At 35.2% G+C, this 13,423-nt stretch carries 14 protein-coding genes and 2 pseudogenes; 9 read left to right on the forward strand and 7 right to left on the reverse strand.

Annotated elements, in window-relative coordinates; genetic code table 11:
* The first annotated feature begins 180 nt into the window (after positions 1–180).
* Complete coding sequence (locus MKY94_RS00915; RefSeq protein ID WP_144538321.1) at positions 181–426, forward strand: hypothetical protein; 246 nt, start codon at positions 181–183, stop codon at positions 424–426.
* Positions 427–466: 40 nt separating this feature from the next.
* Positions 467–2,233: a DNA helicase RecQ gene (gene recQ, locus MKY94_RS00920; protein ID WP_342577816.1), complete on the forward strand. Its 1,767-nt coding sequence runs from the start codon at positions 467–469 to the stop codon at positions 2,231–2,233.
* Here the strand turns inward: recQ and MKY94_RS00925 are convergent.
* Positions 2,218–2,439 carry a DUF2187 family protein gene (locus MKY94_RS00925; RefSeq protein ID WP_144538323.1) on the reverse strand — a complete coding sequence of 74 codons (222 nt, stop codon included), beginning with the start codon at positions 2,437–2,439 and terminating at the stop codon, positions 2,218–2,220. The genes recQ and MKY94_RS00925 overlap by 16 nt on opposite strands.
* 275 nt (positions 2,440–2,714) lie before the next feature.
* Here MKY94_RS00925 and MKY94_RS00930 point away from each other — a divergent pair, with 275 nt between their 5' ends.
* The gene (locus MKY94_RS00930; protein ID WP_144538324.1) at positions 2,715–4,154 is read left to right on the forward strand and encodes a DEAD/DEAH box helicase; all 1,440 of its coding nucleotides are present in this window, start codon (positions 2,715–2,717) and stop codon (positions 4,152–4,154) included.
* 722 nt (positions 4,155–4,876) lie between these two features.
* Here MKY94_RS00930 and MKY94_RS00935 read toward each other — a convergent pair.
* Both MKY94_RS00935 and MKY94_RS00940 read right to left on the reverse strand, forming a co-directional pair.
* Positions 4,877–5,188 carry a PepSY domain-containing protein gene (locus MKY94_RS00935; protein WP_144538325.1) on the reverse strand — a complete coding sequence of 104 codons (312 nt, stop codon included), beginning with the start codon at positions 5,186–5,188 and terminating at the stop codon, positions 4,877–4,879.
* A gap of 188 nt (positions 5,189–5,376) precedes the next feature.
* Entirely contained in the window at positions 5,377–6,294 is a 918-nt protein-coding gene (locus MKY94_RS00940) for a hypothetical protein (RefSeq protein ID WP_342577817.1), read from the reverse strand.
* 310 nt (positions 6,295–6,604) lie between these two features.
* Here MKY94_RS00940 and MKY94_RS00945 point away from each other — a divergent pair, with 310 nt between their 5' ends.
* Positions 6,605–7,462, forward strand: a complete 858-nt coding sequence (locus tag MKY94_RS00945) for a helix-turn-helix transcriptional regulator (RefSeq protein ID WP_342577818.1) — start codon at positions 6,605–6,607, stop codon at positions 7,460–7,462.
* Between the two features lie 174 nt (positions 7,463–7,636).
* Here the strand turns inward: MKY94_RS00945 and MKY94_RS00950 are convergent.
* Positions 7,637–7,867: pseudogene (locus MKY94_RS00950) on the reverse strand (cupin domain-containing protein); the annotation flags it as partial.
* 46 nt (positions 7,868–7,913) lie between these two features.
* Between MKY94_RS00950 and MKY94_RS00955 the strand changes: the two are divergent.
* Positions 7,914–8,687, forward strand: a pseudogene (locus tag MKY94_RS00955) (cupin domain-containing protein); the annotation flags it as partial.
* A gap of 136 nt (positions 8,688–8,823) precedes the next feature.
* Here the strand turns inward: MKY94_RS00955 and MKY94_RS00960 are convergent.
* Positions 8,824–9,264: an NUDIX hydrolase gene (locus MKY94_RS00960; protein ID WP_144538328.1), complete on the reverse strand. Its 441-nt coding sequence runs from the start codon at positions 9,262–9,264 to the stop codon at positions 8,824–8,826.
* A gap of 139 nt (positions 9,265–9,403) precedes the next feature.
* Here MKY94_RS00960 and MKY94_RS00965 point away from each other — a divergent pair, with 139 nt between their 5' ends.
* From MKY94_RS00965 to MKY94_RS00975, 3 genes are read left to right on the forward strand one after another with little or no spacing between them, the layout of a single operon-like run.
* Positions 9,404–10,492: an AI-2E family transporter gene (locus tag MKY94_RS00965; protein ID WP_144538329.1), complete on the forward strand. Its 1,089-nt coding sequence runs from the start codon at positions 9,404–9,406 to the stop codon at positions 10,490–10,492.
* 11 nt (positions 10,493–10,503) lie between these two features.
* Positions 10,504–10,950 carry a PH domain-containing protein gene (locus MKY94_RS00970; RefSeq protein WP_342577819.1) on the forward strand — a complete coding sequence of 149 codons (447 nt, stop codon included), beginning with the start codon at positions 10,504–10,506 and terminating at the stop codon, positions 10,948–10,950.
* A gap of 9 nt (positions 10,951–10,959) precedes the next feature.
* Positions 10,960–11,349, forward strand: a complete 390-nt coding sequence (locus MKY94_RS00975; protein WP_340862352.1) for a DnaJ family domain-containing protein — start codon at positions 10,960–10,962, stop codon at positions 11,347–11,349.
* A gap of 255 nt (positions 11,350–11,604) precedes the next feature.
* Here the strand turns inward: MKY94_RS00975 and MKY94_RS00980 are convergent, their stop codons facing one another.
* Positions 11,605–11,817 (reverse strand): hypothetical protein, encoded by a 213-nt coding sequence (locus MKY94_RS00980; protein WP_144538332.1) that lies wholly within the window; start codon positions 11,815–11,817, stop codon positions 11,605–11,607.
* Positions 11,807–12,121 carry a DUF3243 domain-containing protein gene (locus MKY94_RS00985; protein ID WP_144538333.1) on the reverse strand — a complete coding sequence of 105 codons (315 nt, stop codon included), beginning with the start codon at positions 12,119–12,121 and terminating at the stop codon, positions 11,807–11,809. Before MKY94_RS00985 ends, MKY94_RS00980 begins: the two co-directional genes overlap by 11 nt.
* Positions 12,122–13,048: 927 nt before the next feature.
* Between MKY94_RS00985 and MKY94_RS00990 the strand changes: the two genes are divergently transcribed.
* A complete protein-coding gene (locus tag MKY94_RS00990; RefSeq protein ID WP_144538334.1) occupies positions 13,049–13,396 on the forward strand; it encodes a DUF6054 family protein in 348 nt (115 codons plus the stop codon).
* Positions 13,397–13,423 lie beyond the last annotated feature (27 nt).

Consider the following 13,423-nt stretch of genomic DNA (forward strand, 5'->3'; position numbering starts at 1 on the left):
ACAATTAATGAGTTGTAGGAGAGCTTGTCGAGTAGGTACAAAATACGTGGCATATCTTATATAACTTTAATTGGCTCATTTCAAGAAGATAACAAACTCATTCCATATTTCACCCATGTACTCACATTCTCCCTATGATTTTATGGTATACTAAACTATATGTCGGAAAGGAAGTTCGCTTTGAAAAAATCAAAAGTTATCATACCGATCATGGTAATTGTGGCTGTATTGGCATCGATTATTTTATCTCAAGAAGAATATAATGAAGTGACTATTATAAATAAGATCCTTATCGCACTTGGTGCAGCTATTGTGTCCTCTCTCTTAGGATATATCCTCTTAAAACCAGACATCGACAAAGTTGATCCAAAACCCCAAACAAATCAAACTAATACAGGGAATAAAAAGAAGGGAAGCGGAAAATAATCTGTTTCCCTTTTTACTTCACTAGATAGGAGCGACCAGCATGCTAGAAAATGCAACACAACTACTACAGGAATATTATGGGTATGACTCTTTTCGAGAAGGACAAGAGACTATTATAAACTATGTAATGGATGGCAAGTCGAGCCTATGCGTAATGCCAACAGGAGGCGGAAAGTCTCTTTGCTATCAAATTCCGTCCCTATTATTAGATGGTACAACGATAGTAATCTCTCCTCTAATCTCTCTGATGAAGGATCAAGTCGACACATTGTTGCAGGCTGGGATACCAGCAACTTTTATCAATAGTACATTGAAGGCAGAAGAAGTCAGAGAAACGATGGAAGAGGTTTTGAATGGCCAATATAGAATGCTATATATTGCACCAGAGCGTTTGGAGTCTCAAAGTTTTTTAAACCAATTAAAAAAAGTGAAGGTGCCATTAATAGCAGTTGATGAGGCTCACTGTATCTCGCAATGGGGACATGATTTTCGACCTAGCTACCGTGCTATCCATCGGTTAAAGGACGTATTTACAGACCCCCCTGTTGTACTAGCACTAACAGCGACAGCAACACCAGCTGTACGAGACGACATTTGTCGTTTACTCCAAATTAATGACGACAATACCGTCATTACTGGATTTGCTCGTGCCAATCTTTCGTTCTCTGTTGTACTTGGACAAGACAAGAATAAATTTCTGAAGGATTTTATTAAAAAGAATGCGCACGAAGTTGGTATTATTTATGCAGCAACAAGAAAAACTGTAGATTTGCTGTATGATTTATTAAACAAATCAGGGGTTCAAGCAGCTAAATACCATGCTGGATTGCCTGAGGCATTTAGAAATAAGGAGCAGGAGCGATTTCTAACAGACGAGGCACAAGTTATGGTGGCTACAAATGCTTTTGGAATGGGAATTGACAAGTCCAATGTCAGATATGTCATTCACTATCAGCTTCCAAAAAACATGGAAAGTTATTACCAAGAGGCTGGAAGAGCTGGTCGTGATGGACTCGCAAGTGAATGTGTCGTGCTATATGCATCACAAGATGTACAAACTCAACGATTCTTAATAGATCAGGCTTTGGACCGTGAACGAATTCCCCAAGAGCTAGAAAAGCTACAAGGAATGGTAGACTACTGTCATACAGAAAGTTGCTTACAGCAGTACATTGTCCAATATTTCGGTGAGCCAAATGGAGAACCTTGTGGTCAATGTGGAAATTGTACGGATTCCAGAGAAGTGCAGGATGTAACAAAGGAAGTACAGATGGTTCTATCTTGTGTGGTAAGGATGGGACAAAAATTTGGTAAGACGATTATCGCTCAGGTATTAACTGGTTCTCAAAACAAAAAAGTAGTAGATTTTGGGTTTACTAAGCTATCTACTTATGGGATTTTAAAAAATAAATCCTCTAAAGAAGTTTTAGGGCTTATGGAGTTTATGATTGCGGAAGGATTACTATTAGTAAAGCAGGGTAGTATGCCGACAATTTATATATCAGATGCAGGAAAAGATGTGTTGTTAGGAAAGAGAAAGATAACTCGTAAGGGAGTGGCGGTCACAAAGCAAATCGCTAAGAATGACCCATTATTTGAAGGTTTAAGGGTACTTCGGAAAAAAATTGCGGACGAAGCTGGTGTTCCACCGTTTGTTATATTTTCTGATAAAACATTACAAGACATGTGTGTAAAGCGTCCGCAAACCGAAGATGAATTATTAGATGTACATGGAGTAGGTGCTAATAAGCGAGACAAATATGGTCAAGCTTTTCTGGAAGAAATACTTCGTTATAGCACCGTATAATTTTTATGAGATACTACTGTAAGGTTGGAAGGAACATTAATTTTCTTCGCATCCTCCATAGATATTTCGACAATAACAGATTGCTCTAAAATTTTAAAAATAGTACCTTGTACTTCAACATCATTACGTGTAAAAGAGATCTTCTCATCAATTTTCCGTGCTGCCACGAAAGGTGAAACGTCCTTAGGTTGTCGTTGGAAACTCATGTATCTGCCTCTTTTCAATTATTTTCACTCACAGAGCGATATGGTAATTATACCACAGTTCTATGATGAAAATTGTAGATTAAGATTATTAAAAAGAGTTTCCTTGCGAAAGCTGTCGAACTCTCTTTAGAATTTAAGGAGAAGTTTTGGGGAAGTATTAGAAATATAACCTATTTAGATATAACGTATAGATCCAAGGGTTTGAGAATAACGAATTTGTTCATGATAGAGATAGATGGCAAGATAAAAACGGTTTCATATAGAGGAGATAATGCATGATGCATTTTAAAGAATTTAAGTTAGATGATAAAATATTGCAAGCTATAGAACAATTAGGATATATAGAACCAACCGAGGTACAACAGAAGGTGATACCAGTAGCGTTGTCAAAGCAAGATATTCTAGTGAAATCCAAAACCGGTAGTGGTAAAACGGCAGCTTTCGCTACACCTTTATGTGAGTTAGTGGACTGGGAAGAAAATAAGCCTCAGGCATTAGTGTTAACTCCAACAAGAGAGCTTGCAGTACAGGTTCAAGAGGATATTACGAATATCGGTCGCTATAAGCGAATTAAAGGATTAGCGTTATATGGAAAATCGCCTTTTGCAAAACAAAAGCTGGCATTAAAACAAAAAACACATATTGTTGTAGGTACACCAGGTCGAGTGCTTGACCACATGGAAAAAGGAACATTGGATGTGTCCAAGATAGAATACTTAGTTATCGATGAAGCAGACGAAATGTTAAATATGGGCTTCCTAGATCAAGTGGAATCTATTATAAAGCTACTTCCTAAAAAACGAACTACAATGCTATTTTCTGCTACTTTGTCACAAGAAATAAAAACGTTAAGCGGCAAATATATGAATGATGCAGTATCAATAGAAATAGACGCAGGTGAAGAAGACGCCCCTAAAATTGAACACGTAAAATATGTTGTAAAGGATGATCAGAAGTTAGCATTTTTAGAAAAATTAACTATCGTAGAAAATCCTGATAGCTGTATTATCTTTTGCCGTACGAAAGAGCGCGTAGATCAGCTGGTAGATGCACTGGATCAAAAAGGTTATACAGCAGATAAGATTCATGGAGGCATGATGCAGGAGGATCGTTTTGAGGTAATGGACGATTTCCGAAGAGGAGAGTTCCGTTATTTGATAGCTACGGATGTTGCAGCCCGAGGTATAGATATTGAAGATATTACCCATGTTGTACATTATGATGTGCCATTAGAGCAAGAAAGCTATGTTCACCGGACAGGTCGAACAGGACGAGCAGGCAGAAGTGGAAAATCCATTATGCTAGCAACTCCTCATGAAGATAAATTTGTGAAAGAAATAGAAGCGTTTGTTGGCTTTGAAATTCCTAGTGGAAGTGAAATGAAGGCAGAAGCAGTAGCTCAGAATCGCGCGGCATTTGATTTGAAAATGCAGGAGCAGCCTGAATTTAAAAAGTCGAAGGGCGAGCAGCTGAACGCTAATATTACTAAGTTATATTTCAATGGCGGGAAGAAGAAGAAAATCCGTGCAGTAGATTTTGTTGGAACAATAGCTAAAATTGAAGGCATTTCTGCGGATGATATAGGTATTATTACTATTCAAGATAATGTTTCCTACGTTGAAATCCTAAATGGAAAAGGTCCTCTTGTTTTGAAAAAGATGAGAAATACAACGATAAAGGGTAAACTTCTAAAAGTTCATATTGCCCATAAATAAGCAATTTATTAGAACAGCGAAAAATACCACTAGAGAGTTATCTCTTGGTATTTTTTGTTTAGTCTATTAAAATTAAAGGTATGTTATATGTTAAAGGTAGGGGTCGCTCTAATAATACACATAAAAATGAACTGGAAAACGTATTTCCAAGTTCGTTTTACTTTAACGTTGTTTTTATACAGATAGTTAAGCCCTTGAAGTTATAGCTACTTCTCCCCTTGTTCATACCATAAATGAAAAATGAAACTGTCACTTCATCCTGCGTTCCAACTAGTCCAATTCTTCCGTTTCAATAAGTTGGAGCCTCCCGAAGGAGGTAAGGTAAGAAACGAACAGGAATAGTTGTCCCTCATGCCAGGTTATGCATCTCATATTATTTCTTAGCTCGAAAAGAAATGTAGGTAGACTTAGGCCAAGACTACTTTGATAAAGAGACAAACCTCAATTGCTCGTCATTCCTTACGAAGACTTAAGGGTTTAGGATACACAGTTATGTTACACGATACCTGAAGCATCTTAATCCAGTAAACCTACCTACAATAGTTCAATAAATTAGGTGCTCTCCCTTTTTAAAAACTAATGAACTGAGTCTTCTTAAGTATGCCTTCTTTTATTCTTTTCTTAAAATCGTATTAAGCGATGCGGCTCAAATAAGAGCATGCTTTGCAGTAATTGCAAGCATGCTCTTATTATTTTCTTAAATAATTACTCTTTAAAATAGATTATTTAAGTATAAATATCTCTTTCGAATATGGGTTGAACGTGAACACTAATCTTTGTGAATCTTTAAGAGCAGTAATTTTATAAACTTCTTTGTCAATGTCTCTATCTAATATCGACTTAACTTCAGTTTCTACTACTGTTACATTATATTCCTTTTCTATTATTCCCTTAGCTTCATTATAGGTATAATTTGGTTTAGTTAATTCAAATACAATGACTAGAACTACTAATATAGCGGTAAATGTAATGAACAGTTTAAAAAAAAGGATTTGTCTATCTTTAAGAACTAAGATATATACGTAGAAACTCAATGCTATAAACAAAAGAAGTGGTAAGAAAATAAAGCTTGAAATTGAATTAATATGTTCGTAAACGGTGGTTCTATTAAAAAAATAAAATGAGCATGAGCTCGCGATAATGAAGTAAAAAATCAAAATAAATATATCTTTTCTCTTCATGATTTATGTCTTTATGCTCCTTATCTATGAGACTATTATTCTTAATACCAAGCAAATTCTTGGCCGTAAGGACCCTCGCTTCTTAAACTTGCAATGTAACGGTATTGTTGATATGCTACGTCCGCTACTTGCGAGTCTATACGAGCATTATACCATGTAGCATAATCATCAGAACTATAATATTCTAAAGAGTTTTTCCCTTCGTGTGTAGTTTCTAAATAGTTATCCCATTTTTTTGTTTTTATTGTATGTCCTTTACCATAAACATAGAATATTCTTGCAGTGTAATATGTCTTTACTCCTATGCCAAGTTCTGTTGCGTGAGCTAAAATTTCGCTAACTACCGATACCCCTAACCCCGTCAAGATACTTGTAACTGCTCCAATTGTGAAGCCAACTCCAGATACAGTAATAATCACTCCTAAGATTGTAGAAATTGCTGTACTTTTAGAAAAGCTATATTTTTTCATGGTTTTTGTATAAGCATTCCAAGTGAATTTATATGGAGTAACGTCTAAAGCATTATTAGTATATGTTTTACCCGTTGTCATAGTTGCAGTTGTCGGCATTCCTAATGCACTGTAAGGATCCGTAATGTATGATCTATCCGCCTTAATGCTACTCATATCATCTGTTGATGTATCTTCCTCTGCATTTTCATTCTTATCATCTTCCACAACAAAATCATTTGCATTATAGGTAACGGTATTTCCGTTAACGTCAGTTATTGTAAAATCTTCAGTTTCAAGATTTACAACGATAGAGTCACTAGTCTTTTCTCCGTTTAGTTTTAAACTAACTTCGGATTTTGAAGAATTTTCTACTTCTAATTCAAACTTTACACCATCAAGATAAAACGAAGACTTTTCATTCTCCGTCTTTTCAGCATTTGCAATTGGAGAAAATAGAGTCGAGAATAATAAAACTAATGCGATTAAATAAATACTCTTTTTTGCCATATAGAATTCCTCCTATTATATAGTAGTTTAACTTCGTTAATTAATGTTACTAAGAATTCTTTTCAGTGCTTTCCCTCTATTAAGTCGTCTTCTAAAATACTTATCATTGTCTTATTTGGGGTAGACAAACTAACATTTACATTAGCTGAGATGTTAATGAAGAAAACAAATGCTAAAAGGAATCCGATTAATATATTTTTTTTTTTTTCATAATTTCCTCCCTAACTTATGTCTTAGGTTTAATATAAAGTATAATAAAAATAGAATATATAGGATGTTATGCAAAAATGTGACATAAAGGAGAGTCTAAATGGAGGGTTTTGGCGATAAAATAGCTTATTTTAGGAAATCTAAGGGTATTTCTATCAAGGTGTTAGCAGAAAACATGTGTGATGAATCAACTATATATAGGCTAGAAAAAGGTAAACAGCTACCACGAATAGAAATATTAAATGATATTTGTATGAAACTTGTTCCATTTAAAGCTTTATTTCCTTATAACGAGGAAATCGAAGCACTAAAAGAACTTTGCAGAGAGTCTACTTATGCTGAAGACTATCTATCTTTAGAACTTACTTTAGAAGAAAGTGAAATGGTTTTAGAAAAATTAATCTCAAAGTATTCTAAAATAGAGTTTAGCAGATTTATAAAATGGCATAGAGCTATACTCTTCCATAAAAAAGAAAAAAACTATTTTGAAGCTTTGAGTATTTTGGACGGTCTTGCAAGTTTAGAAACCTGCGGCTCAGAACTTGATATTTCAATATTAAATTCAAAAGGACTTGTATATCTTTCTGCTAATAATTTGAATGCTGCCTTTAAAACGTACAAGATAATTTTCCAAAAAATTAAAGCTAGAAAGATTGTAGAGGACTTAACTCTTTTACCTAGAGTCGGATATAATTTTGCTTTTACTATGAGTAAACTAAAAAACTATGAGGATGCCCTAAATATTGCAAATGAAATTCTTTATTATGTAGAATCCCGACACTTATCCTATATGCTTGGAGAAATTTATCACATGATAGGGATATTATCTAAGAGAATGGATCATTTGCAAGATGCTAAAGAAGCTATTAAAAATGCGATTTTAGTATTTACTTTAACTAAAAACCACCATAATTTAGAGAGAGCGAATAATGATTTATTAAAACTTAAAAGTAATTAATTTATGTAAAATAAAAAATAGGGAGAAATTCTGTGAGAAATGGAATATATCGTATAAAAAAATCACAGAAGGCTTACTTTTATAATAAAGTTTGATTGTAAGTACTCCCAAACTCATATTTTACATTTAAAAACATGAATCTATTTCAGATTGAAAATAGGTTCTTATTTATGGGAAGTACCATATATCACCTGCTCCTACATGAGCTATAAAATTTTTCCCATTCTCATCAACAGCTGTAATACGTGCTCTACCAGCCAGCATATAAGACCATTCGACTTCCTTATGCCAGTGCAATTCCCTAACGCCTCCTGGGGTTAGTCTCATATTAACTCCTCGTATAATGTCTCTTGGTCCCAAATCAGTTGCGCCAGCTCCATCAGATTTTCTAATTGGTTGGGGAATATCCTGTGGGGAACACTTCTCAATAGATCCGCATAAGTGAATTTATTTTTACTCAGGCTTTTCACCTGGCATACCACATTCCATACAAGGGCTAGAAGAGGGTTGTGAATTTTTACTTGTTTTTGATAACGGAAATTTTTCGGATTTAGATACCTTTACTATTTCAGACTGGTTTGCCCATACTCCTAAAGAGGTACTGTCTGCTAATTTCGGTATACCGGAAACAGCTTTTAAAGAAATACCTAAAACTGAAGCAACATTTATCAATCCACTGTGCCAGGTCCAATAAGTGAAGTAGAGCCGTTAGCCCTTTTGGAACTAGGAAATTTTCTCACTCCTTATTAGGCCAAATACCTATTACTTCTCCAGGTGGCTCGGTAAGAGTAGTCGATTCAAGGAATTTCCTGTTTCCCAACGCATTTCTGCTGCATTAGTTGAAATTCTACCAGGAGCGATGCGTGAACTTCACTGGCATCAAAATAATGATGAGTTTCAATATTTCCTTACTGGTCAGGGAAGAATGACTGGTTATGCAGCAAATGGAACGGCAAGAACTTTTGATGTTCGCTCTGGTAGTGTAGGCTATATGCCATTTTGTTATGGACATTATATTCAAAATACCGGGACTACTCCTTTATGGTATTTGGAGGTTTTTAAATCTCCAATTTATAAAGATGTGTCTCTCACACAATGGATGGCTCTTACACCAAAACAAATTGTTGAAAGTAATTTAAATGTTGGGGAAGAGGTTATTTCATCCTTACGCAAGACGAAGTGGGAAGTAGTAAAATTCCCACGATTTGAATATAAAGATAAGTAGGCATATCATGAATAAGATAAAATAAGTCAGCATCCATTAGGCCGCTGACTTTTTACTAATCATTTTATTCCTTTGTATATTCTTGGATCAAAAGAGACAGATTTTCACCTAGTATGTTAAGTTTAATAACTAGTGATTAGAATAGCTCGTTCTCTATAAAGGTGCGATAAGATGCTACAATACCTTCGGGCAAGTTATTTGGAGGGAAAAATTGAAGAGAGATAGTTTCCAAGCCATCTGGAGTAAGAATACCTTCAAATTCGTTTGTTTTGTAGACAGCTGTAACCGAATAGAAAGTATCTCCGTTTGGGTTTTCAATATAATAATCTTGACCAGAATAGACATGACATAGTGTAAGTTTACCTATACGCAAGCCTGTCTCCTCAAAGACCTCTCGGCGTGCAGTATCTTCCAAGCTCTCACCCAGCTCCATTAGACCGCCAGGCAGACCATAAACTCCTGTCGCTCTTTCTTGAAGTAGTACCTCTTTATTATTGTTTAGTATTAGCACGACTGACCCAGGAAGTATAAGAGGCTGATGACCAACATATTGGCGCAGTGTTTTATAGTATTCCAAAAGTCTTCCCCCCTCTCCAAATTAAGATTTATTAACAGTTTACTATAAAAATGTTACGATACGTATATAAGTGAAACTTACCTAAAGATAATGCGTATAGAATATTAAGTTAAACATACATTGAGGATGTGAAAGTTAGTTGACTAAAAAACTATGGTTTCAAGTTGGAACTGCAATTTTATTTACGTTATTGATTATTTTTATGTTCATGCAAGTTAAGTCTATTTTCTCTCCATTTATGATAATAGCTCAAGCAATTTTTATGCCGTTATTATTAGGAGGGGTGCTCTTCTACTTATCAAGACCTCTTCAAAAATGGCTAGAATCCAAAAAGTTTCCTAGATGGGCAAGTATTATATCTGTATTTATCGTAATTGGTCTACTTATATGGGGCTTTATAGCACTTGTAAGCCCGGTATTGACCAAACAGGTGAATGCTCTGGTAAATAATACACCGGAAATGGTAGAAGAAATAGAAGATTTTATTAATTACACAATTTCTCAACGAGAGAAAATAGGAGAACTACCAAAGGCCCTCCAAACAACTTTGGATAGCGCAAGCGGAAAAATTGAAACAATAGCAGTATCTGCCGGTGGTTTTATAGTCAAGTTCATCCAGAATGTTTTCCAAGGGGTATTTTTACTAGTTCTTGTACCATTCTTCCTTGTCTATATGTTGAAGGATCACGAAAAGTTTGTTCCTTTCATTACGCAGTTCTTTAAAGGTGAAAAGAAAATCTTCATACGTAAAACTTTATCGGATATTGACGATACACTTCGTTCTTATGTTCAAGGGCAATTGTTTGTTAGTTTTCTAGTGGGAGTTATGCTATTTATCGGATATACAGCTATTGGTCTAGAGTATGCATTACTGCTAGCACTGTTTGGGATGATTATGAATGTTATTCCTTTCTTAGGGCCGTATATATCATTAGTGCCTGCTCTCATTATTGCTTTAATTCAAGAGCCTAAGTTAGCTATCTATGTGGCAATTATTATGCTAGTTGCTCAGCAGATTGAAAGTAACTTCATTACGCCTAATGTAATGGGTAAATCATTGGATATTCATCCGTTAACGGTAATCACGATTATTTTAGCAGCAGGAAATATTGCCGGTCTTATGGGCATCATTTTAGGGGTACCAACCTATGCGGTAGTAAAAGCGATTTTGAAAAATATTTATGCCCACCGGGAAGGTATTAAGGACACAGCCACGAAATCTGTTTAGGAGGCGATGGGATGACCTTTAAATCTAAAATTGATAAAACCTTTACTTATATAATCATGAGTGCGATATCTATAGTAGCTCTTGCTACTCTGGTACCTGTAGTTTATGAACTATGGTCAGATAATGTAGATGTAAAAGCTGTAATTATTATTAGTTCATTGTTTGTCATGTGTGTTGCGTTTATTTTGTGGTTGACCTTTGATATTGAATACTCCTTCAAGGAGAATTATTTATTTATTAAAGGGGGACCATTCAGAAGTAAAATTCCATATGAAGATATTACGAAGGTAAATAAAACTTCACAGATTCTAGCTGGTTATCGGATTCTTTCTTCCAGGGATGCAATTGAGATTCACTATAAAAAAGCATCCCTTGGTAGTGTGATTATTTCGCCTAGTGAGCAACAGAAATTCTTATTAGTTTTGTCGGAAAAAGCTCCACATATCTCTTTGAAATGAGGATTAATGATGGACAAAGACGAATATATTCCTCCTGTGAATGATTTGATGGGGGACATTCTAAGGAACTATGAAAAAACTGGTGGGATGGAAAACTTAAAGGGCGCTGGAAAGCCGCTTTCTGAAGAGTATTTTAAGGGGGACATCTTTCAGCACTTTCAGAAAGTAGCTAAGGATGCCGGATATAAACCACATTGGCTCAAGCTACAGCATGAGATCCGTGATGAATTACAGCATATCGCTACGAAGTATGCACAGGGTCTTAATGAGGACCTGCACTTCCGAGTTACAAAGGTGAATGAAAAGATTTTAGCCTACAATAAATCCTGCCCACCTCCAATGCAAAAAAGTACGGTGAAATTAGAATCGGTAGAAAATGCATTAAACAGTTGGCATTAAGAAATAGTCTTACCTCGTGCACCTAAAATAATTAAATATATAAATCAATTAAGCGGGGTTATTTGGTTCTACTGGCGGCTATATTTTACCAACTTTTACAGCTGCGATATGTATTAGCTTTCTTTTAGACACATTAGGCTATAGTAAAAAAACAGCTATCGGTGCTAATATGCTTAGTATATTTATAATAAAAAAAAGAATGCTCCGAGGGGAACGGAGCATTCTTTTTTGTTGCTACTAGGAGCATTTTGAAACTTATCTTGGGGGAAATCGTTCTTCACTTGAAGAACGGTCTTTTGTGTGGGTATGATTTCTTTCATCTTGCACCTGTATGTTTAAATCCTCTACAGAAATTGCATCGACGGTTTGCATATCTTCATGCATATCAAACAGACTCATTTTCGTTGTCTTTACCCTATCGGGATTATCGAGTAAGCGACCATCTGATTCTTCCCGTCTATCCTTCATTTCTTGTAAGCTTTAAAAGCATATGACTAAGCGCATGTTGTTGATCTTTATCTGCACTTTTCCACAATTGCTGTAATAGGTGTTCTTCTCGGTTTTTCGGTTCTTCGTTAGCAGCAAGGTATCCAGCAACTTTTTCAGTAGCTTTCGCTAAAGTATCATCGCTAAGACCCATTTTTTCACCGATTCTCACTTTGTCAGATAGATAGTCCTTAAACGTAGTAAAGTTTTTTAGGATATCATTTTTTTCATCAGTACTGAAGCTTTCCAATGCGACTTCCACTTGTTTGTCTATTTTGCGATCCATTCTTTCTCACTCCTTTTTTTTGGATTGTTCTTAGCTATTCCCAAAGTTTTAGGGAATATGCATATTAGATTTTAATCAAATTTTTATAAAAAGTATAAGAGCTATAATTCCAAGTAAAAACCAAAATTTATAAATAGTTGACAACCCAATTGAAAATGATTATCATTATCGTATAGAGCTTGCTCAAATAGTGAGAAGGTTCTTACCAGCAACTTTTCTCCAAATTGTGGCTGAATTTTTGCAGACTTAACCCCCTCAACGTTAAGTTCGTGCATATTTTGAACGACATCCTAAGTGATGTCGTTTTTTTATGAATTTTTTACCTCGCCTGGCTTTCAAGGTTAGTTGGAATAGTAGCGGTGGGATTGTATCTTCAATTTTTTAATGTTATCTGGATTGTGAATAACAGAATGAACCAGACATAAAAGAAAGCAAAACAGGACAAATTATAAGGAAATGTGAAGGTATTAATGGATAGCGAGTGGACAATGACATTAAGAGATCGATCATTAAGGATTCGTAAGAGAGTAAAGGTAAATTAGAAGCAGAATCCTCATTACTTGTGATGACAGGAGATGATTAAAAAAGATTTGAAATTGTAGATGCATTCCCAATTAACTTTTAGAGCGATAAATTTTTTCATGGAAGTGCAAGTAATAATAATCATATATTATTGATGATGCTGGAGCAGTAGGAATGGCTATTATAAAGGTCCTTGTCCAATTTGTTTGTATATTAATTATTATGAGCGATTCAACAGTAGTTATTTACGAGAAAATGGAATGAACCGCATGACAATTTTATAGCCTACCTAAAGATTGCAATTAAGATGCTGATTATTTTTTGCGCTAAATCAAATAGATACTCCCGTTAGTATTTGGAACCTTTTACCTTTTTAACCGTAAATTTAGAAAGGGGGAGTTTACAATGAAAGATGTGCGAGATTTTTATGTGAAAATTACACCTATTAATGCTCTGAGAGTGATAGAAGAATCAATTGTTACAGGGTCTATTTCTGGTAAGGTTCTAGACGTTTATAAACGTTCTGTGGGAAGTCAAGAGGTTGTTGTTTGTGTAATAGAAAAATTTTATTATAGAACTAGCAATAGAGCTTCTCTAACTATTACATTGGATAACCTAGAAGGAGACACAAAAGTTCATGCTGTTGCCTCTGGAGGAGGACAAGGGGCTTTTCTCCGTTTTGATTGGGGAGCTGGTGGAGACTTTGTGAATAGTGTCCGAAGAGCATTGGAAAATCATATTGTAGAACAGTGATATTTTGATATTTGTAGTCTATTATTA

This window comes from Psychrobacillus sp. FSL K6-2843 (genome assembly GCF_038626375.1).
GTDB classification, from domain to species: Bacteria; Bacillota; Bacilli; order Bacillales_A; family Planococcaceae; genus Psychrobacillus; species Psychrobacillus faecigallinarum.